The following is a 23,588-nucleotide window of genomic DNA, read 5'->3' on the forward strand; positions in this document are numbered from 1 at the left end:
AGGGCGACCTCACCGGCTCGGCTTCGGGTCAGGCTTGCTCCATCTTCTCGACCAGGCTCCGGGGCCGCAGGTCTGTCCAGTTCGCCTCGATGTACTCCAGGCAGGCCTGCCGGGTGTCCTCCGGGTGCACCACGCGCCATCCGGCGGGGACGTCGACGAACGACGGCCAGAGGGAATGCTGGTTCTCGTCGTTGACCAGGACGAGGAACTTGCCGTTCTCGTCGTCGAACGGGTTCGTCGGACTACTCATCACTTGCCTCCTGGATCTCCATCAAAATGCGGGCGATCTGATCGGCGGACTCCGGTCGCATCATGTCCGCGTGCCTGCAGTCGATCTGGTGGGTGCGGATCTCCCCGGTCGTGTGGGGACGCCAGACGTCGAGCGTCGCCGGGCCTCCGTTCGCCTCCCGCGCGGCGGTGAAGAGCTGAACGTCGCCGCGGAAGACGCCTAATTCGCTCGAAGCGAGCAGTGCGGTGTTGTTGCCGTACACCCGGCGGACGCCCTCGACTACCCGGTGCCAGAGGCCGTCCTCATCGCGGGTGCCGAAAAGTTCGGCGAAGCCGGGCAGCAGTTCGGTCAAATTGTCCGGTTCCGCATTCCCCGGGTCGGAGCCTGTGACCGGGTAGGCATCCAGCAGCGCGAGCATTTCCACCTGCTCGCCCTCGTCCTGCAGGAGCGTGGCGACGGCGTGGGCGACCACGCCGCCGAACGACCACCCCAACAGTCGGTAGGGGCCACGGGGCTGGATCGTACGGATCTGCGCGGCGTAATCCCCGGCGATCTCGGCCACGCTGGTGGGCAGTTCCTCCGCCGGATCCAGGCCGCGCGACTGGATTCCGTAGACGGCGAAGGCGGATGCGGTCCGGGCGAGCTCGCGGTACGACCAGGCGATACCGCCTGCCGCGTGCACGCAGAAGAGGTTCGGCTTGCCCTCGTCGGGCGTGATCGGCAGCACGATTTCGAACGGGTCCTGTCGCGTCCGGCCGGACAGGTGCGGTGCGAGCCCGGCGGCGCTCGGCGTCTGGAGCACCGCGCCGATCCCGATCTCCACCCCGAACTCCGCCCGGATCCGCTCGACCAGGCGCAGCGCCAGCAAGGAATGCCCGCCGAGATCGAAGAAGCCGTCGTCGACCCCGACGCGCGGCACCCTGAGCACCTCGGCGAACAACCCGCACAACAGCTTCTCGTCCGGCGTGCGGGGTGCCGCGCTCGCCGAGCGCGGGTCCGGGGCCGGCAGTGCTCGACGGTCCACCTTTCCGTTGCTGGTCAACGGGAAATTGTCCAGCACGACCACGGCTGCGGGCACCATGTGGTCGGGCAGGGTCCGGGTCGCGTGCGAGCGCACCTCCAGCGGGTCGCAAGGTTGCTCCGCTTCCGGCACGACGTAGCCCACGAGCCGTCGGTCGCCGGGCCGGTCCTCGCGGACCACCACGACGGCTCGGGCCACCTGCGGGTGATCGGCCAGCGCCGCCGCCACCTCACCCGGCTCGATGCGGAAGCCGCGGACCTTGACCTGGTCGTCGGCCCGCCCGACGAACTCCAGCTCGCCCTGCCGGTTCCAGCGGGCCAGGTCCCCGGTCCGGTACATCCGAGAACCCGTCGAGAACGGGTCCGCCACGAACCTCTCGCCCGTCAGCCCAGGACGTTCCCAGTACCCGCGGGCCACGCCCTCGCCGGCGAGGTAGAGCTCCCCCGCCACGCCGGGCGGCACCAACCGCAATCCCGAATCCAGCAAGTACGCCCGGGTGTTGCGCAGCGCTCGGCCGATCGTCACCGGTGCCGAGGGGGTCACCCGTGCCACGGTGGACCACACCGTGGCCTCGGTCGGCCCGTAGGCGTTGACGACCTCGCCGGCGAGGGCGGCGAGGGCGGCCCCGAGCCTGTCGGGCAGGGCTTCGCCACAGGCGAGGACCCGCAATCCCCGGATCATCTCCGGGGCCGCCGACACGAGGAGCTGCCAGTGCGTGGGCGTGGCCTGCATGACCGAGATCCGGTGCTCGGCCACCAGCCGGGCCAGTTCCTCCGGGGTGTTGCCGGTCGCCACGACCACCGCGGCACCGGTCAGCAGCGGCACCAGCAGTTCGAGGACCGCGAGGTCGAACGACAGCGTGGTGACCGCGGCGACCCGATCGGCGGGCTCGAATCCCGCCCAGTCCTGAACCGCCGTCGAGAAGGACGCCAGGTTGCGGTGGGAGATCACCACGCCCTTCGGGCGTCCGGTGGAGCCCGAGGTGTGCAGGACGTACGACGGATGGTCCGGCCACAACGGCCGTCGGCGCTCCGCGTCCGCGAGATCGTTGGGGGATTCTTCGGCGATCAGGCCGAGCACGTGGGATGTGTCCAGCTCGACTGCGGGTATCCCCGAAATCGGTAGCCCGGCCGCGACCTCGGTGGTTGTCACCACCAGCGCCGGCTTGGTGTCGGCGAGCACGAACTCGATCCGCTCCGCCGGGTAGGCGGGGTCGATCGGCGAGTAAGCGGCTCCCGACTTGAGGACCGCCAGCATGGCCACGACCATGTCCACCGATCGCGGCACCGCCAATGCCACGACGGACTCCGGCCCCGCCCCCTGCGCGACCAGGTGTCGGGCCAGCCGGTTGGCCCGCGCGTTCAGCTCTGCGTAGGACACCGAATCTCCGCCGCACACCACCGCGGTGGCGTCCGGGGTCCGCACGGCCTGGGCCTCGAACGCCTCGTGCACCATCGGCGCGGGGGCCTCTGCGCTCCGTGCTTCGAGCAGCTGGTGGCGTTCGAGTTCGGTGAGGACGTCGATGTCCCCGACCCGGATTCCGGGGTCGGCGACGACGGTCTCCAGGACGCGCACGAGCCTTGCGGCGAGTCGTTCCGCTGTGGCGAGGTCGAAGAGGTCGGTGCTGAACTCCACCGCCCCGGCGAAGCCCTGCGGCTCACCCGCTGTTCCACTGCGCTCGGTCAGTTCCACGGTCAGGTCGAACTTCGCGGTGCGGGCGGGCGGCGTCATCTGCTCGACGTCCGCGTCCGGTAGGTAGAGAGGGTCGGCAGGACCGTTGTTGACGACCAGCAGCACTTGGAACAGCGGGTGGCGGGCCAGGGACCGCTGCGGGTTGAGCGCTTCGACGAGCCGCTCGAACGGCAGATCCTGATGGGCGTAGGCAGCCAGGTTCGTCTCACGGACCCTGGCCAGCAGCTCCCGGAAACTCGGATCACCCGAAGTATCGGTCCGAAACACCAGCGTGTTGACGAACGCACCTACGAGATCGTGCAGCGCCTCATCATCGCGTCCGGCGATCGGACTGCCGATCGGGATGTCCGTACCCGCCCCCAGCCTCGTCAGCAGCGCGGCGAGCGCGGCCTGCACGACCATGAACACCGTCGCTCGACTTCCACCGGCGACGCGGATCAAGCCCGCGTGCAGCTCGGGCGAGACCTCAAGACCCACCCGGCGACCCCGGTACGAGGCCACGGCGGGTCGGGACCGGTCGGTGGGGAGCACCAGTTCTTCCGGGAGATCCCGCAGGGTGTCTTTCCAGAACTCCAGCTGGCGGGAGATGACGCTACCCGGATCTTCCTCACTGCCCAGGCCTTGCCGCTGCCACAAAGCGAAATCCGCGTACTGCACCGGCAAGTCCTGCCAACCCGGTGCCGCTCCGGCGCATCGCGCCGCGTACGCGGTGGCCAAGTCCCGCAGCAACGGCCCCACCGACCAACCGTCACCGGCGATGTGGTGCAACACCACCAACAGCACGACCTCGCGCTCGTCCACCACGAGGATCCGCGCACGGATCGGCAGCTCTCGGGCGAGGTCGAAGCGCTCACCCACCACGGCGTCCACCAAGGGGGCCGGCTCGGGTGCCGACACCACCGGCACATCCAGCACCGACCGCGCATCGTGGATCACCTGCTGCCGTGGAGTTCCCTCCGCAGCGGGAAAAACCGTACGCAGCACTTCGTGACGATCCACCACGTCCCACAACGCTGCCTGCAACGCGGGAACATCGACCTCACCGGTCAACCGCCACGCCAGGGGGATGTGATACGCCGAGCCCGCGGCATCGAGCTTGTCCACGAACCACAACCGGTACTGGGCGAACGACAACGGCACCCGCTCCGGCCGCACCATCTCTGCCAGACTCGGGCCCGGTCCCGCCGACTTGTCAGCGCGCTCTACCCGTGCGGCCAGCTGCGCCACCGTTGGCGCCTCGAACACCTCGCGCACCGACAACTCCACACCACACGCCGCACGGACACGACCGGTCAATCGAGTCGCCAACAACGAATGCCCACCGAGTTCGAAGAAGCTGTCGTCCACCCCCACCCCGTCAACGCCCAGCACCTCGGCGAACAACTCGCACAACAACACCTCACGCTCAGTCCGAGGTGGCGCTTTCGCCGCACCAGAAGCGAAATCGGGTGCAGGCAACGCCTTCCGGTCCAGCTTCCCGTTCGCCGTCAAGGGAAGGCTCTCCAGCAGGACCACTGCTGAAGGCACCATGTAATCCGGCAGGCTGCGGGCCACGCGAGTCCGCAGTTCGGCCGGATCACATCCTCCGACGTCGGGAACGACATAGGCGATCAGCCGCTTGTCGCCCGGCCGGTCCTCACTGGCCGCCACCACGCACTGCGACACCGCCGGGTGAGCAGCCAGCGCCACTTCGACCTCACCCGGCTCGATGCGGAAACCCCGAACCTTGACCTGATCATCAACCCGGCCGACGAACTCCAGCTCGCCACCGTGGTTCCAGCGAGCCAAATCTCCGGTCCGGTACATCCGCCCACCCGCAGGACCGAACGGATCAGCCACGAAGCGCCCGGCCGTCAACCCGGCACGACCCAAGTACCCCCGCGCCACCCCGCAACCGGCGATGAACAGCTCACCCACGACACCAGGCGGCACAAGCCGCAAACTCGCATCCAGGACGTAGACGCGGGTATTGCCCAACGGCCGACCGATAGTCGCCCGACCATCGCTGTCGACCTCCACCGCCGTCGACCACACCGTGGCCTCCGTCGGCCCATAGAGGTTGACGACCTCGTCGGACAAGGTCCGCAGCCTGCTCGCCAAGCGCTCCGGCAAGGCCTCGCCACCGGTCAACACCCGCAGCCCGCGCAACATCTCGGGAACCTCGGACACCAGGGCCTGCCACAAAGCGGGTGTCGCCTGCATGACCGTCACCGCACGGTCGGCCACCAACGCCGCCAACGCCCGCGGATCCCCGACCTCGCCACCACGAGCCACGACCACCGACGCACCGTTGAGCAGCGGCGCCAACAGCTCGACCACAGCGATGTCGAACGACAGCGTCGTCACCGCCAACAACCGATCCGCCGGCCCGACCTGCAACCACGGATCGATCGCCGAAACGAACCCGCACACATTCCGATGGGCGACCACCACACCCTTCGGCCGCCCCGACGAACCCGACGTGAACAACACATACGCCGGGTGATCCGCGCACAAACCGCTCACGCGATCAACATCGACCACGTCATACGGGCTTGCACCCGCGATCTCCGAACGAACGACCGGATCATCCACCACCAGAACAGGAACGTCGATCTCGTCGGGCAATCCAGGCACAACCCCGGAAGTCGCTATGACCAGCAACGGGCGGGCATCGGCGAGCATGAACCCGATCCGTTCGGCCGGAAAACCCGGATCGATCGGCAGATACGCAGCGCCGGTCTTGAGCACCGCCCACACCGCCACGACCATCTCGATCGAGCGCGGAACAGCAATCCCCACAACACAATCCGGCCCGGCACCCCGATCGATCAGACGCCGAGCCAGCCGATTCGCCCGGCCATTCAACTCGGCGTACGACGCCGACTCATCGCCGCACACCACCGCAGTGGCATCCGGCGACTTCGCCACCTGAGCCTCGAACAGCTCCGGCAGCGTCGACACCGGAACGTCGGGTGTCCGTCCGTTCCAACGTTCAAGGAGTTGGTAGCGCTCTTCGTCGGTGAGGATGTCGATGTCCGCCACTCGCATGTCGGGATCGGCCGCCATCGACTCCAGCACGCGAACCAACCGCCGCAGGACCAACTCCGCTTCCTCGGCGGTGAAGCAGTCCGGCCGGTAGTCCAGGCGCAACGTCAGCTGCTCGTCCCCTGGCACCGCTACCAAAGCCAACCCGTAATGCGTTGCATCGTGACCTTCGACGCTCACCACTGACGGCTTGTCGCCGGCGGCCGAGCCAGGACGATCCGCAAGAAGATCAGGCCCTGCCGGATAGTTCTCGTAGATCACCACCGAATCGAACAACTCACCAAAACCAAGCGCACCCTGAATCTCCGGCAACCCCGCATGCCGGTACGGCATCAACCCGACCTGCTCGGACTGAACCTCCCCCAACAAACCGCCAACGCACGTCCCGGGCGACCACCGAACCCGCACCGGAACCGTGTTCACGCACAACCCCACCAGCGACTCAACACCCCGGACCTCCGAGGGACGAACCGCCGCGACAGAGCCAAAAACGACATCCCGACTACCAACCAGTCCACCCAGCAACACCCCCCAACCAACCTGAACCACCGACGACAACGTCACGCCACGCCCGCCGGCCAGATCCCGCAAACCACCCAGTAGTTCGCCCGACACCCCCGCCACCACACGACCCGGCACCACTCCGCCTCGACCTGCGCCCGGAGCCACCAAAGTCGGCTGTTCCACCCCCGCAAGGGCCTCGCCCCACGCCCGAACAGCCCCCACACCGTCCTGATCGGACAACCACGCCAAGTATTCCCGCCACACCGGAGCCGGCGGAAGTTCGTCCCCGGAGTCGTACAGGGCGAGCAGCTCCCGCAGCACGATCGGGAGCGACCAGCCGTCCAGCAGCACGTGGTGGTGCGTCATCACCAGACGATGGCGTCCCTCCCCGACCTTCACAGCGGTGAAGCGCAGGAGCGGCGGCCGCCCCAGGTCGAACCGCTCGCGCCGGTCGCGGTCGAGCAGGTCCTGGTACGCCTGCTCAACATCTTCCGCGCCCGTCAGATCGACCTCGCGCCAAGGCACGAGCACCTGCCGGGCGACGACCTGCACCGGCTCCCGGCCGCGCCGGTCGAACCCGGCGCGCAGGCTCCCGTGCCGATCCAGGAGGCGCTGCGCGGCCGTGCGAAGTCGCTGGAGGTCCCAGGAACCGGCCAGCTCGATGCACAGCTGGACCAGGTACACGTCCGGTCCCTGCTCGTCGAACCACGCGTGGAACAGCAACCCCTCCTGCAGCGGGGTCGGTGGGAGAACGTCCTCGACCGCCGGACCGGCCTGCTCGATGCGGTCGACGTCGTCCTGGCTCAGCGGAACCAGCGGGAAGTCCGACGGGCTGCCGCCACCGCCGGGGTGGCGGACGAACGCCCGGAGCGTCTCCACCCAACCCGCCGCCAAGGCCCTCACATCTGACTCTCCGAGCAAGCCTTCCGGCCACGACCAGGTCGCCACGAGCCTCGGGCCGCCCGGGGCCTCCTCCGTCACGGCGTCGATGGTGAGGCTGTGGGCCGCGGGCAGGTCCGGATCGCTCCCGGCTCCAAGACCCACCGGTGCCCAGTCCGCGGCCTCGGTCGGTGCGGTGAGGCGGCCGAGGTAGTTGAACGCGATCTGCGCCTTCGCGCCCGCGAGCGCGGACCGGGTATCGGGGTTGAGGTACCGCAGCAGCCCGTAGCCGAGCCCGCGATCGGGCATGGCGCGCAGCTGTTCCTTGACCCGTTTGACGGCCCGCACCGCACCCGGCCCACCGTTGAGCACCTGTTCCCGGTCCACCTCGTCGGGATCGAGAACGACCGGGGCGATGCAGGTGAACCACCCGACGGTGCGGGACAGATCGATCCCGGCGGCCTCCTGCCTGCCGTGCGTTTCCACATCCACCAGCACGGCGCTGCCGCCACGTCGGTGCTGCACGGCCAAGGCCAGTGCGGTGAGCAGGATGTCGTCGACATTGCCTCGGAACGCGGCGGGAACGGTGGTCAGCAGCGGCAGCACGTCCTCGGCGGAGAGCACGACTTCGATCGCGCGGAGCGTCGCCGAGGTGTCGGTGGCCGGATCGAGCGGGCGGTTGCCGAGCAGCGGCTCCTCGACGTCGGACACCAACTGCCAGCCAGGCAGCTCTGCGAGCCTCTCGGCGGAGCGTGACTGCTCGACCAGGTGGTCGGCCCAGCCGCGCAGCGAGGTGCCGACGGGGTCGAGGACGACCGGGTCGTTCCCCGCGGCGACCTGGGACCACGCGGTCTGCAGGTCGGGCAGCAGGATCCGCCAGGACACACCGTCGATGGCCACGTGGTGGACCACCAGCAAGAGTCGGCTGGGACGGTGGTTCCCCGCATCCAGCCAGGTCGCGGAAAGCACCTCACCGGTGCGGGGGTTCAGCCGGCGCACCGCGTCGTCGAGGTGCTCGCCCACGGCCTCGTCGAAGTCAGGGCCGTCGACCACGACACGCCGCAGGCAGGAGGCGGCCCGAACGGTCCCGGGCGGGAGCACCCGCAGGTTCCAGTCGTCGAGGCTCAGCCGAAGGGCGTCGTGGTGGTCGATGACGGCTTGCAGGGCACTGGCTATTTCGGCTTCGCCGACCGTCGCAGGCACCTGGACCACCATGCGCTGGTGGTACTGGTCCACCGGGCCGCCGCGGTCGCGGAGCCAATGCATGATCGGCGTCAACGCGACCGGTCCGGGCTCAGGGCCGCCGACCACCGAGCCGGGCTCGTCCGAGACGTCGGCGACGAAGGCCAGGGCCGCCGGGGTCCTCTGCTCGAAGACCTGCTTCGGGCTGATCCGCACCCCCGCGCGACGGGCCTTCGCCACCAGCTGGATCGTCATGATGCTGTCGCCACCGAGCCGGAAGAAGTCGTCGTCCGCTCCGACCTCGACGACGCCGAGCACCTCGGCGTATGCCGCGCAAAGGCGTTTCTCGCGCTCGTTGCCGGGACGTCGCCCCCGACCGGCTTCGACCTCGGGGGCGGGCAGCGCCTTGCGGTCGAGCTTTCCGTTGGTGGTCAACGGAAGCGCATCAATGAGCACGACCGCTGCGGGCACCATGTAGTCGGGCAGGCTGCGGGTCGCGTGAGCCCGCAGTTCGGCCGGATCGCATCCACCGGCGCCGGGGACGACGTAGGCGACGAGCCGCTTCTCGCCGGGATGGTCCTCCCGGACGACCGCGGCGACTTGGGCGACGCCGGGGTGGCCGGTCAGGACGGTTTCGATCTCGCCGAGTTCGATCCGGAAACCGCGCACCTTGACCTGGTCGTCGGCGCGCCCCGCGTACTCCAGCTCGCCATCGCTGCTCCAGCGCGCCAAGTCCCCGCTCCGGTACATCCGGCTCCCGGCGGGGCCGAAGGGATCGGCCACGAACCGCTGCCCCGTCAAGCCGGGGCGACCCGAATAGCCCCGCGCCACCCCGGCGCCGGCGACGTACAGCTCGCCCACCACGTCCGGCGCAACCGGTCGCAGGTTCGCATCCAGCACGTACACCCGCAAGTCCGCCAGCGGTCGACCGATCACGCTGCGGCGGTGGCGATCCTCGGCGCGGATCTCGGCGTGGGTGACGTGCACGGTCGTCTCGGTGATCCCGTACATGTTCACCACCGCGGGCCCGCCGGATTCCCAGACCGGTACGCGAAGCGGGTCCAGGGCCTCGCCGCCCAAGACCACGCAGCGCACGCGCCAACCGTCCCGTCGAGACGGCTCGTCCTCCAGGGCCTGCACCAACTGGTAGAACGCCGACGGGGTCTGGTTCAGCACCGACACCTGCTCCCGAACCAGCAACTCCGCGAAATCCGCCGGGGAACGCGTCACCTCCCACGGCACGACCACGAGCCGCCCGCCGCCTGCCAGCGCCCCCCACATCTCCCACACCGAGAAGTCGAACGCGTACGAGTGGAACAAGGTCCACACATCGCCTGGACCCGCATCGATCCGGGAGTCGGCGACCGCCAGCAACCTCGCCACGTTCGCGTGATCGACCACCACGCCCTTCGGCCGTCCCGACGAACCCGACGTGTAGAGGAAGTACGCCGCGTTGCCCACGTGCAGCGGGGCCGCGCGATCGGCATCGGAGAGATCCGCATCCGACATCTCGGCAAGCACGTCGGCCGGGCCTGGGTCATCGACCACCAGACGGGGCGTTCCGGGAGGCAGGGCGTGCTCGACCTCGGTGGTAGTCAGCACTACCGAGGGCTCAGCGTCGGCGAGCATGAACGCGATCCGATCGGCGGGATGGTCCGGATCGATGGGCAAGTAGGCGGCGCCGGCTTTGAGCACGGCCAACATCGCCGAGACCATCGCAGGCGATCGCGGAAACGCCAACCCCACAACACATTCCGGGCCCACTCCGCGATCCGCCAAGCACCGCGCCAGCCGGTTCGCGCGGGAGTTCAGCTCCGCGTAGGTCACCGACTCATCGCCGCACACCACCGCCACGGCATCCGGCGACTCCGCCACCCGAGCCTCGAACAGCTCCGGCAACGTGGAGACCGGAACATCCGTTTCCTGCCCGTTCCACGCTTCGAGCAGCCGGCGCCGCTCCGCCCCGGACAGGACCTCGACCTCCCCGACTCGGACATCGGGGTCGGCCGCGACTGCTTCCAGCACCCGAACCAGCCGCCGGAGCAGGGCCTCGGCGGTGTTCGGCCGGAACAGGTCCGCGCTGAATTCGAGGAAGAGGTCGAGCCCGCCGTCGCTGCCACCGGGCTCGAGTGCGGTGACGGCGAGGTCGAACTTGGCCGTTCGGGTCGCGACCGCCACCCCCTCGACATGGATACCGGGCAGCTGGAGCGACCCGGTTGGTGCGTTGTCGGCCGTGAGCAGGACCTGGAACAGCGGGTGGCGGGCGAGGGATCGCTGCGGGTTGAGTGCTTCGACGAGCCGCTCGAAGGGCAGGTCCTGATGGGCGTACGCGGCCAGGTTCGTCTCCCGGACTCGCGCGAGCAGTTCACGGAAACTCGGATCACCGGAGGTGTCGGTCCGCAACACCAGCGTGTTCACGAAGAACCCCACCAGATCCTCGGTCGCCTGCTCCGTACGCCCGGCGATCGGACTTCCGATCGGGATGTCCGTACCCGCACCCAACCGCGTCAACAACGTTGCCAGCGCAGCCTGGAGCACCATGAAGGTGCTCGCCTGAGACGCCTGGGCCAGCTCGACCAACCGCCGATGCGCCTCGGGTCCGACGGAGGCCGAGTGGGTCCGCCCCTGGTACGAGGCGATTGCCGGGCGGGGCCAGTCGGTGGGGAGGGCGATTTCTTCCGGAAGATCCCGCAGGGTGTCTTCCCAGAACTCCAGCTGGCGGGAGATCACGCTGCCCGGATCTTCTTCACCGCCCAGGATTTCCCGCTGCCACAAAGCAAAATCCGCATACTGCACCGACAGTTCCTGCCAACCCGGCGCCTCACCAGTGCACCGCGCCGCATATGCCGTGGCCAGATCCTGCAGCAACGGACCCACCGACCAGCCGTCACCGGCGATGTGGTGCAACACCACCGACAGCACGACCTCGTGCTCGTCCACCACGAGAATTCGCGCACGGATCGGTGCCTCGCAGGACAGGTCGAAATCCCGCTCGACGTGATCGGCGACCACTTTCTCGACTTCATCAGCCGAGACCTCAAGCACCGGAACGTCCAGGACTTCGCGGGCATCGCCGACCACGCGCTGCAACGGCACTCCCTCCACATCGGGGAACGCCGTCCGCAGGACTTCGTGACGATCGACCACGTTCCACACCGCCGCCTGCAACGCAGGAACGTCGACGTCGCCGGTCAGACGCCACGCCAGCGGAATGTGGTACGCCGAACCAACCGCGTCCAACTTGTCCACGAACCACAACCGGTACTGGGCGAACGAGAGCGGCACCCGCTCCGGCCGCACCATTCCCGCAATCGCGGGGCGCACCGACTCGTCATAGCCATCCAACCGCGCAGCCAGCTCCGCCACCGTCGGCGCCTCGAACACCGCACGCACCGACAACTCGACGGCGAACGCACCACGGATGCGACTCACCAACCGAGTCGCCAACAACGAATGACCACCCAGATCGAAGAAGCTGTCGGCTATCCCCACCTCGTCCACGTCCAGGACTTCGGCGAACAACCCGCACAGCAGTTCCTCGCGCGGCGTCCGCGGTGGCGTTTTCGCCTTCCCGGAGCCGAAGTCGGGAGCAGGCAACGCCTTTCGGTCCAGTTTCCCGTTGGCCGTCAGCGGAAGGCTGTCCAGCAGGACCACCGCTGAAGGCACCATGTGATCCGGTCGGCTGCGGGCCACCTGAGCCCGCACCTCCGCCGGATCGCACCCTCCGGCCTCGGAGACGACATAGGCGATCAGGCGCTTGTCGCCCTCCTGGTCCTCTTTCGCCACGACCACGCACTGCGCCACCCGCGGGTGCGCAGCGACCGCCGCCTCGATTTCGCCCAGTTCGATGCGGAAACCACGAACCTTGACCTGGTCGTCGGCCCGACCGAGGAACTCCAGCTCCCCGTTCCGGTTCCAGCGCACCCGGTCGCCGGTCCGGTACATCCGCCCGCCGGCGGGGCCGAACGGATCGGCCACGAACCGCTGCCCCGTCAAGCCGGGGCGACCCGAATAGCCCCGCGCCACCCCGCCACCGGCGATGTACAGCTCGCCCACCACCCCGGCGGGCACCAGCTCCAGAGCGGGATCCAGCACGTACGCCCTGGTGTTCGGCACCGGCGGGCCGATCGGCACCACCGGCGGCTCGTCACCGTCGGAGTACCAGACCGCGGAGTAGACCGTCGCCTCGGTCGGCCCGTAGAAGTTCATGATCCGGCAGTTCGGGAAGACCGCGCGGATGTCCCGGACCAGCTGGGCGGTGAAGGATTCGCCGCCCAGGATCACCGTGTGCACGCCGTCCGCCCGCGCCTGGCCCCGAATCACCTTCGCCAGGACCGACGGCACGGCGCTGACGAGGCCGCCGTCCGACAGCACCCGCGGGCGCTCCGCCAGGGTCAGCAGATCGGGCACCACCTCGATCCCCCCGCCGGAGGTCAGCGGGGGGAAGATCTCCAGCACCGAGGTGTCGAAGCTCAGCGACGTCGAGGCAAGCACGCGGGCGAGTCGTGCCGGGCCGACGACCGCGTGTGCGCACGCGACGGAATCCGCCATCCCCGAGTGCGTTACGACGACTCCCTTGGGGGTTCCGGTCGAGCCGGAGGTGTACATGACGTAGGCCGGGTTCGCCGGATCCAACGGCCCCTTGCGCTCCGCGTCGGTCAGGTCGGTGTCGGGGTACCCGGACAGCACCTCGACGACGTCGGGATCGTCCAAGACCATTCGGTCGGCCTCGAACTCCTGCTCAACGTCGCCACGGGTGAGCAGGAGTACCGGTGCGGAGTCGGCCACCATGAACGCGAGCCGATCGGCCGGATATGCCGGATCCAGCGGCACATATGCGGCTCCCGCCTTCAGGACGGCGAGCAGCGCCACCACCATCTCCACCGACCGGGGAATCGCCAGCCCCACCGCGGTCTCCGGCCCGGCCCCCTTCTCGACCAGGCATCGGGCCAACCGGTTGGCCCGCGCGTTCAGCTCGGCGTACGTCACCGCGGTCCCGTCGCACAGCACCGCGACCGCGTCTGGGGCACGGGCGACCTGCGCTTCGAAGAGGTCGGGCACGACGGCATCAGGGGCTTCGTGACCGCCGTTCCATTCGTGGAGGAGCCGGTGGCGCTCGGCTGCCGTGAGGACGTCGAGCTCGTGCAGTGGTCGATCGGCATCGGTGGTCGCCCGTTCCAGCATTCGCAGCAATCGCTGGAGGAGCTCCTCGGCGGTGTCCGCGTCGAACAGGTCCACGCTGTACTCCACGGACAGCGCCAGGCCGTCGGGGCAATCTGCCGAGGCCGGGAGTTCAACCGCGGTGAAGGCGAGGTCGAACTTGGCGGTGTTGATGGGGACGGCAATCGGCTCGGCGCTCCCGCCGGGTAGGTCGAGCGCGGCGGTGGGCCCGTTGTTGAGCGCGAGAGCCACCTGGAACAGCGGGTGACGGGCGAGGGATCGCTGCGGGTTGAGCGCTTCGACGAGCCGCTCGAACGGCAAGTCCTGATGGGCGTATGCGGCCAGGTTCGTCTCCCTGACCCGCGCCAACAGTTCACGGAAGCTCGGATCACCCGACGTATCGGTCCGCAACACCAGCGTGTTGACGAACGCACCGACAAGATCGTGCAGCGCCTCATCATCACGCCCAGCGATCGGACTGCCGATCGGGATGTCCGTACCCGCCCCCAACCGCGTCAGCAACGCGGCGAGCGCGGCCTGGAGCACCATGAAGGTGCTCGCCTGGCACTCCCGGGCCAGCTCGACCAATCGGCGGTGCGCACCCGGCTCGACGACGGCCGAAAGAGTCCGACCCCGATACGACGACACCGCCGGCCGAGACCTGTCCACCGGAAGCGCCAGCTCCTCCGGAAGGCCCCGCAGAGCCTGCTTCCAGAAATCCAACTGGCGCGAAATCGCGCTGCCGGGGTCGTCCTCGCTGCCCAGTGTTCTCCGCTGCCACAACGCGAAATCCGAGTACTGCACCGGCAATTCCCGCCAGTCCGGTGCCTCGCCGGTGCACCGTCCCGCGTATGCGGCGGCCAAGTCCCGCACCAGCGGTCCCACCGACCAACCGTCACCGGCGATGTGGTGCAACACCACCAGCAGGACACGGCTACCGCCGGCGATCTCCCAGGACCGCACCCTGATCGGCGGCTCTACCTCCAGGTCGAAGGCCTGCGCAGAATGCTCGGCGACCACCCGCTCAACGTCGTCGGAGCTGATCCTCGCGTCGGTAGTGCCGAAGGCTCGTTCCAGCGCGGTGTCGGCGTCCAGGACCTGCTGCCAGGGGGCGCTGTCCTCGCCCAGTGGGAACACGGTCCGCAGCGCCTCGTGGCGCGCGAGAACGTCCCGCACCGCCGTTTGCAGGGCGGCCATGTCGGTCTCACCGGGGATCCGCCACGCCAGGGGGATGTGGTACGCCGAGCCGGTCGCGTCGAGCTCGCCCACGAACCACAAGCGGTGTTGGGAGAAGGACAGCGGAACCCGTTCCGGCCGCTGCTCGGCGCGCAGCGCCACCTGGTGATGCACGCCCGCCTCGGTGTCGATCCGGATGGCCAGCTGCGCCACTGTTGGCGCCTCGAACACCGCGCGTACTGACAACTCCACGCCGCACTCGGCGCGGACACGGCCGGCCAACCGAGTCGCCAACAACGAATGGCCGCCCAGGTCGAAGAAGCTGTCTCCTACCCCCACCTCCGCAACGCCCAGCACCTGGGCGAACAACCCGCACAACAACACCTCACGCTCAGTCCGAGGCGGGGTTTTCACCTTCCCAGAACCGAAATCGGGAGCAGGCAACGCCTTTCGATCCAGCTTCCCGTTCGCCGTCGACGGAAGGCCGTCGAGAACGACAACCGCCGACGGAACCATGTAGTCGGGCAGGCGCCGAGCAGCGTGCGCCCGCAATTCGGCCGGGTCGCACCCGCCGGCATCGGCCACCACGTAGGCGACCAGGCGCGCTTCGCCCGGCTGGTCCTCTCGGGCGGCCACCACGCACTGAGCTACCGCGGGGTGGGCAGCCAGGGTGGCCTCGACTTCGCCGAGCTCGATGCGGAAACCACGTACCTTGACCTGGTCATCAACGCGGCCAACGAACTCCAGCTCACCACCGTGGTTCCAGCGAGCCAGATCTCCGGTCCGGTACATCCGCCCACCAGGCGGACCGAACGGATCAGCCACGAAACGCTCCGCCGTCAACCCGGCGCGCCCGAGATAGCCCCGCGCCACACCGGAGCCGGCGATGAACAGCTCACCGGTCACTCCGGGAAGCACCGGCCGCAGGTTCGGGCCGAGGACGTAGACGCGGCTGTTGCCCAACGGGTGGCCGATGGTCACCCGACCATCGCTGTCGACCTCCGCCGCCGTCGACCACACCGTGGCCTCCGTGGGCCCGTAGAGGTTGACGACCTCACAAGCCAACTCGCGCAGTCGGACCGCCAGGTGCTCCGGCAAGGCCTCACCACCGGTCAAGACCCGCAACCCGTGAAGCATCCCGGGAGCTTCGGACAGCAGCGCCTGCCACAAAGCGGGTGTCGCCTGCATGACCGTTACCGCGTGGTCGGCCACCAACGCCGCCAACGCCCGCGGATCCCCGACCGCGCCACCACCGGCCACAACCACTGCCGCACCGGCGAGCAGCGGCGCCAGCAACTCCACCACGGCGATGTCGAACGACAACGTCGTCACCGCCAACAGCCGATCCCCCGGCCCCACCTCCAACCACGGATCAACAGCCGCAACGAACCCGCACACATTCCGATGAGTGACCACCACACCCTTCGGCCACCCCGACGAACCCGACGTGAACAACACATACGCCGCATCATCGAGACCCACAGCAACCCGGTCCCCGCCAACGAGATCCGCATCCGAGAGCCCGGCCACCACAGGCTCAGTACCCGGATCATCCACCACGAGAACCGAAAAACCCTGTGGAACCACGTGTTCGGCTTCGACAGTCGTCACCACCAGCACCGGGTCGGCATCGGCGAGCACGAACCCGATGCGCTCAGCCGGAAAACCCGGATCGACCGGCAGATACGCAGCGCCCGCCTTGAGCACCGCCCACACCGCCACGACCATCTCCACCGAACGCGGAACAGCAAGCCCCACAACACAACCCGGCCCGGCACCACGATCGATCAGACACCGAGCCAGCCGATTCACCCGAGCATTCAACTCGGCGTACGACACCGACTCATCGCCACACACCACCGCCGTGGCATCCGGCGACTCCGCCACCTGGGACTCGAACAGCTCCGGCAAAGTCGACTCAGCGGCGACCACACCTTGCCCGTTCCACACCTCAAGCTGCTGGTACCGCTCTTCCTCGGTGAGGACGTCGATATCCGCCACGAGCATGTCGGGATCGGCCGCCATCGACTCCAGCACGCGGACGAATCGCTGAAGAACGACCGCTGCTTCCTCGGCGGTGAAGCAATCCGGCCGGTAGTCCAGGCGCAACGTCAGCTGCTCGTCCCCCGGCAGCACCACCAACGCCAGCCCGTAGTGCGTCGAATCGAGACCTTCGACGTTCGCGACGCGCAGCGAAGCTCCCCCCGCCGCATGGTCTCCCCCGTCGACTGCTGTTCCTGGCTTGGTCGGGTAGTTCTCGTAGATGACCACCGAATCGAACAGCTCACCAACACCAACCGCGCCCTGGATCTCCGGCAACCCCACTTGCCGGTACGGCATCAAGTCAACCTGCGCGGACTGAACCTCCCCCAGCAGATCACCGACACATGTCCCGGACGACCACCGGACTCTCGTCGGAAGCGTGTTGATGCACAACCCCACCAGCGACTCGACACCCCGGACCTCCGGAGGCCGAACCGCCACCACAGAGCCGAAAACCACGTCCCCACAACCGACCAACCCGCCGAGCAACACCCCCCAACCGACCTGAACCACCGACGACAACGTCACACCGCGCTCGGCCGCCAGACTCCGCAATCCACCCAACAAACCCGTCGAGACACCAGCCACCACGCGACCCGGCACCACTCCGGCCCGCCCCGCACCCGGAGCCACCAAAGTCGGCTGTTCCACCCCCGAAAGAGCCTCACCCCACGCCCGAACAGCCCCCGCACCGTCCTGGCCGGACAACCACGCCAAATACTCCCGCCACGCCGGAGCCGGCGGGAGCCCGCTCGCGTCACCGTTGCGGGAGTACAGCTCGACCAGCTCATCGACCACGATCGGCAGCGACCAACCGTCGAACAGCACGTGGTGGCACGTCATCACCAGGCGGACGCGGTCAGCGGCGAACCGCACCGCCACGAAGCGCACGAGCGGCGGTCGCCCCAGGTCGAACCGCTCGTTCCGGTCAGCCGCGAGGAAATCCGCGAAGGCCGTCTCCGGATCGGCTTCCGCCGCCAGGTCGAGCTCGCGCCAGGGCACCCGCACCCGCCGGGCGATCACCTGCACCGGCTCCCGGCCTCCGCGGCGCACGAACGCCGCGCGCAAGCTCGCGTGCCGGTCCGCCAACGCCTGAGCGGCTGCCCGCAACCTCGGGACCTGGCAATCACCTTCGAGCTCGACGCACAGCTGGACGATGTAGACGTCCGGCCCCTGCCCGTCGTACCAGGCGTGGAACAGCAACCCCTCCTGCAGCGGGGTCAGCGGGAGAATGTCCTCGACGGCTGATTTCTTCGCGGTCACGGCAAACCTCACCAGTCCAGCCGGATATCCACTGCAAGGCTAGAACGACAACATCCGAAAGCAAACAGTTGAGATCACCCGGAGGCACACCTTTCAGCGACGGCGGAAACCATGCGACGAAATGTCGGCCACCAATTCGACCATACGGGATTTCACGAGCGCTCGAACGCCACCCAACAGCACACGAAGCAGCCGAATGCCGGAATATTGCTGCTTTTCGAACACCGCCGGGACGCTACCGCCGCCCTCTGCAATTCGCGTTCCAATTCACTCAGCGACCATCGGCGGCTCCACGTGCCCGATCGCGATCAGGTAGTCCAGGCAGCCCGATATCAGTTCCGAGACATCCGCCGGAGGAGCTAGTTCCGAGCCGCCCGCCCGACCCGTTTCAAATTGGTGGCCGCCATTCCGGAGCGGCAGGTCCGGCGCCGGTCCCTCCGCACCCAACAGCGGCAGGAACGGGATCAACGCATTCTCCGCACCTGCTTCCACCGCAGCGCGCAAATCCCGACGCCACTCCTCGTACGGCTTGCGCGACACCCGGTACCCCGAATCGGCGAGTAGGTCCACGATCTCCGCCCAGCGCACGGGCGGAGCGCCCGGCAGGTGGTGCGCTTGACCCAACCCGGTTCCGCTCAACGCGATGTGCGCGATGGACGCAGCCACGAAGTCGACCGGAACCGCGTCGACGAGCAGGTTCAGATCCGGCGCTGATCCTAGCTGGATGCAGCCCTTCAGCCAGGCGCACAAGAACAGCTCCGGCGGGCAGGCACCGGCCGCTCGGGCTCCGACGACCTGCCCGGGACGGTGGATCGCGACCGGGAGGCCGCGCCGCCCAGCCTGTGCGACGAAGCGGTCCGCCACCCACTTGGTCTGCGCGCGACCGCCGATCACATCGTCCGCAGAAGACAGTTCTGCCTCGTCGAAGAGCCGCGCACCCCGGGCGTCGGGGAACGCCTCAAGCGATGACACGTAGTGCACCGGCTTCACGCGGCCTCGGAACGCCAGCCGCAGGACCTCCAAGGTTCCCAACACATTTGTCGTCTTGAGCTGCTGGTAGGGCAGCACGGCGCTCGTCCCGGCGCCGCTGTGCAGCACCAGATCGGCTTGCCGCGCCAGTTCCTCGAACGCGGGACGGCCCAGGCCGAGGTAGGGGCGGCTGAGGTCGGCGGGGACACCGACCAGACGCCGGGCATCCGCCCTGCGCCACAGGCCGTAGGCGGCCAGGTTCTTCCTGACCCGGTTCACCGCGCCGTCCCGGTCGCCGGCCCGCACGAGGACGTGCACGTCGGCATCGGAGCGGTCCAGCACTTCGCGGAGCAGGAAGGCACCCACGAACCCGGTCGCGCCGGTCAGCACGACGTTCCGGAAGGACGCGACCGGCTCGGCGGCCCGTTCTGGCCGGACATCGTCCGGCAGCAGCGCTTCCGCGGCCAGGGCGTCGGGGTCGATACCGCGCGAGAGGTCGCTGGCCACGGTTTCATCGCCGACCAGCCGCGCCAGCTCGGCGATGACGGGCCGTGCGTACAGGTCGTGCAACCCGACTTCGACACCGCACTCCTCCCGCACCCTGGCCAGCAAGTGCGTGGCGGTGAGGGAATTGCCGCCCAGATCGAAGAAGTCGTCCGCCACGCCGACCCGGTGCACGCCGAGCACGTCCTGCCAGATGCCGACCAGCCGAGCTTCGACCGGGCCGGTGGGCGCGGCGTACGCGGTTCCGGTCAGCCCGTCGAGAGACCGGTCGCCGACCACGATCCGCCCCGGGACCATGGCTCCGGGAAGGTGTTCCCGGGCGAAGGCGCGCAGTGCGGCGCGGAACCCGGGCGCCCGCGCCACGGCCAGCGGATCGGTTGCCTCGGTGTTCATGAGCGCCGCTCCACCGGCTCGAAGACGGCGTCGAACTCGTCCAGGCCCCCGTGTTCCGGGACCAGCAACCGGACTCTCGCGCCGTGCCGCTCGCCGAACTCCACGACGCTCTCCGGGTCGACGGCCGACGACTCGTCGACCTCGCACAGCAGCCGCTCCAGCTCCCAGGCGGTGGTGTCGTCCGCAGCCTCGCCGAGCAGTTGGAGCAGCGCCCGCGGGCGCACCAGCCGGCGGTTGGGGATGCCGGTGACGGTCAGGGGGTCGATGCCGATCCGCCGGCCGAGGCCGTCCAGCCCGGCCGGGAGTGCCGACCAGGCCACCGCATCGAAGGCCGGGCCGCCGGGCGGTTCGTCGAGCAGCAGGGTGACGTCGTAGCGGAAGCAGGTCAGCTCGTTGACCGCATGTCCACGCTTGAGCTCGACCCGCGCCTCGCCGACCGCGTCGAGTCTCCTGAAGTACGCGGGCGAAAGGCACAACTCCGGTTCGCCCGCAACGCCTCGCCAGATCGCCGCGGCGATTTCCGCCGCCGACGCCAGCGGCGGGCAGCTCTTGAGTTCCGCCGCCGCGTAGCAGGCATCCAGCTCTGCCAAGCCCCGCACGTCGCCGACGAAAACCGCGTGCCGACCGACCCGGGCGGCCTCGGCGAGAACGCGCTCCAGGTAACCGGTGCTCGGGAAGTACTGGACGACGGAGTTCAGCACCACCACGTCGGCGCTGCCGGTCGGCATGTCGGTGAGAGCGGCAGCGTCGGCTTGGTCGATGACGACGTTGCGCGGTGGCGCAGGCCCGAGCGACTGCCTGGCCGCTCCGATGGCCGTCGAGGAGGGCTCGAATCCGCGATATTCCTTGATGTGCGGGAGCAGCGCGCGCAGCAGCAGTCCGGGGCCGGCACCGACGTCGACGACCGACCGCGGCGCCAGGTCCGCGATGCGGCCGGCGGTGTGGTCCAGCCACTCGCGCATCTCCTGGGGCGGAATCGGTTCGACGGAACCAATTCCCGGGTCGGCAGCGGCGTAGATCCGTTCCCACTCCTGGCCCCAACGTCGCACGTGGGCCTCTTCGGCGACGTGGCCGGACGGCTGGGCCACCGGGGTGACCCGCGCGACCAGCTCCGCGCCATCGGACCGACCGGTACTCGCGGTCACCTCGACGGATTCCACCTGGGCGTGCCGGGAGAGCACGTCCTCCACCTCGGCGGGTTCGACCAGGTGTCCGAGGACGGTCACTCGTCGGTCATCGCGCGCCTGGAGACCCAGGGTTCCGTCCGCCTCGCGACGGACTCGGTCCCCGGTCCGATACGCGGTTCCGGACCGGCTCGCGACGAACCACTGCGCGGTGAGCCCGGGCTGGTCGAGGTAGCCCGCGGCGATCCCGGCCCCGCCGATCAGGAGCTCACCGACGGCTCCGACCGGCACCTCTCGCAGGTCCTCGTCCACCACGAGCACCTCGGTGTCCGGCAGCGGTCGGCCGATGGACGCAGCCGCACCCGGGGCGACTTCGTGGACCGCGGCCGAGAAGGTCGACTCGGGTGATCCGTATGCCGCGAACAACCGCACCCCGGGCAAAGCAGCCGACAGGCGTCGCGCCAGATCCGCCGGGATCGCCTCCCCGCCGACGAGCAGCGCGCGGGCGCCACGCAGCGATTCCAGAGCAGTCGACTGCGCGACCAGCGCAGACAGGAAGGACGGCGTGCACTGCAGCAAGGTGACGTTGTACCGTCGGCAAAGCTGCGCGAACGAGTGCTCGGCGTCGGCGACCTCCTCCTCGTGCAGTTCTTTCAGGCGGTTCAACGTGGGCAGGCCGGCGATCACCTCGTCGACGGCGACCCCGAAGTCGATCAGGCACGCGATCTCGTCCGCACCCGCGGCTTCCAACCTGCGCACCACTTCGGCGCCCTCCGCCGGCGAACCGAACAGGCCGGACCGCTCCAAGTACCTGTCGAGCGCCAGGTCCAGCACCGATTCGAGATCCTCGTCGTTGACGGCGGCGCCGGAGCCGAACAACACCCGGCTGAGCTCCGCGGAGCTGCGCAGGTACTCCCGGAACGGTCCCCTCGCCTGCGCCTTCGCCCGCTCCGCGTCGTCGAGCAGGAACGTGTGCACCATGACCGAGACCCGGCCCGGCCCGGCGAACCCGCAGTCGGCCCTGGCGCGCCGGTACGCCTCGATCTTCACCGCCAGCTCGTCGAGGTCCTGCCCGAGCAGGTGGGTGAGCACGTTCACCCCGGCCGCCCCCGCGCGCTCGAAGGTCTCCACCGAGCCCGCCGAGGTGAGCCAGATCTGGGGCTCGTCCTGCACCGGCGATGGGAAGACCCGCACGTCGACCTGCTGGCCGTCGCCGCCCCGCCGCCGCACCGGTTCCCCGCGCCACAGCCGCCGGAACTCGTCCAGCTGCTCGGCCATCCGCTGCTTGCGGCGCGGGAAGTCGTCCGGGAAGAACACGAAGTCGTTGGTGTTCCAGCCGGATGCGAACGCGAGGCCGACCCGCCCGTTGGAGAGGTTGTCCACCAAGGACCACTCCTCGGCGATGCGAACCGTGTCGTGCAGCGGTGCGACCACGCTGCCGCACCGCAACCCGATCCGATCGGTCACCGTCGCCAGCGCTGCGGCCATCACCGCGGGGTTCGGGTACAGGCCGCCGAAGGAGTGGAAGTGCCGTTCGGGGGTCCACACGGCCTCGAACCCGTGGGCGTCGCCGAACTTCGCGGCCTCCAGCACCAGGCGGTAGCCGTCGCGCCGCTGCTCGTCGGCCGTGGCGGCGGCGAAGAAGAACAAGCTGAAGCCGAGCGGTCGTGCCGGAGGCGCAGCGGCGGGTGCCAGGTTCTCGATCAACCGGTCCCCGGCGACCACGACCTTCGCGCCGCCGGTCAGCGGCCACAGCAGTTCTAGCACCGCAGCGTCGAAGGAGATGCCCGTCAACGCGAGGACGACGTCCGATTCCGTGCAACCGATCCGGTCGCGCATCCCGGCGAAGCGGCTGAGCGCGTTGCGGTGCCGGACCACGATTCCCAACGGCCGACCGTGCGGTCCTGACGTGTACGTGACGTACGCCGGATGTTCACCGTCCACATCGGACTCGGGCGGTGTGGTGGGACGCTGGGCGATCTTCGCCTCGCGCGCGTCAATGCGCACGAGGTGGCGGGCGGGCAGCTCCGCTGCGCCTGCACCGCTGGTGATCAGGCAGTGCAGGTCGGAGTCGGCTGCGATGAGCGCCAGCCGCTTGGCCGGTTCGGCGGGGTCGAGCGGCACGAACGCGCCACCGGCCTTGAGCACCGCCAACAGCGCCACGACCAGGTCCGGCCCACGGCGCAGGCTCACGCCGACCAGGCAGCCCGGCCCCGTGCCCAGCGCGCGCAGGTGGTGTGCGAGCTGGTTCGCCCTGGCGTTGAGCGCCGCGTAGCTCAGCTCGGACCAGCGATGCGCGATCGCCACCGCATCCGGGCTCCGCAGCACCTGGTCCTCGACCGCGCGGTGGATCGTGGACGGTGTCGGGTCCGCGGTGCGATCCGAAGCGGTGCCATCACGAACGCCGACCATGTCGCGCCCC

5 protein-coding genes are annotated in these 23,588 nt (G+C 69.1%); all 5 read right to left on the bottom strand.

Annotation, left to right across the window (positions count from 1 at the left end):
• Positions 1–28: 28 nt before the first annotated feature.
• The 5 genes from AB0I53_RS02580 to AB0I53_RS02600 all read right to left on the bottom strand — a co-directional run bounded on the left by AB0I53_RS02580 (position 29) and on the right by AB0I53_RS02600 (position 23,578).
• Positions 29–250 (bottom strand): MbtH family protein, encoded by a 222-nt coding sequence (locus AB0I53_RS02580; RefSeq protein ID WP_358595290.1) that lies wholly within the window; start codon positions 248–250, stop codon positions 29–31.
• Positions 243–18,176, bottom strand: a complete 17,934-nt coding sequence (locus tag AB0I53_RS02585; RefSeq protein WP_358595292.1) for a non-ribosomal peptide synthase/polyketide synthase — start codon at positions 18,174–18,176, stop codon at positions 243–245. Before AB0I53_RS02585 ends, AB0I53_RS02580 begins: the two co-directional genes overlap by 8 nt.
• Positions 18,177–18,269: 93 nt before the next feature.
• Entirely contained in the window at positions 18,270–18,401 is a 132-nt protein-coding gene (locus AB0I53_RS02590) for a hypothetical protein (RefSeq protein WP_358595295.1), read from the bottom strand.
• A gap of 42 nt (positions 18,402–18,443) precedes the next feature.
• On the bottom strand, positions 18,444–20,042 hold the full coding sequence (locus AB0I53_RS02595; RefSeq protein ID WP_358595298.1) for a thioester reductase domain-containing protein: 1,599 nt from the start codon (positions 20,040–20,042) through the stop codon (positions 18,444–18,446).
• A complete protein-coding gene (locus AB0I53_RS02600) occupies positions 20,039–23,578 on the bottom strand; it encodes a MupA/Atu3671 family FMN-dependent luciferase-like monooxygenase (RefSeq protein WP_358595301.1) in 3,540 nt (1,179 codons plus the stop codon). Before AB0I53_RS02600 ends, AB0I53_RS02595 begins: the two co-directional genes overlap by 4 nt.
• Positions 23,579–23,588 lie beyond the last annotated feature (10 nt).

The organism is Saccharopolyspora sp. NPDC050389 (genome assembly GCF_040655595.1).
Lineage (GTDB): Bacteria > Actinomycetota > Actinomycetes > Mycobacteriales > Pseudonocardiaceae > Saccharopolyspora.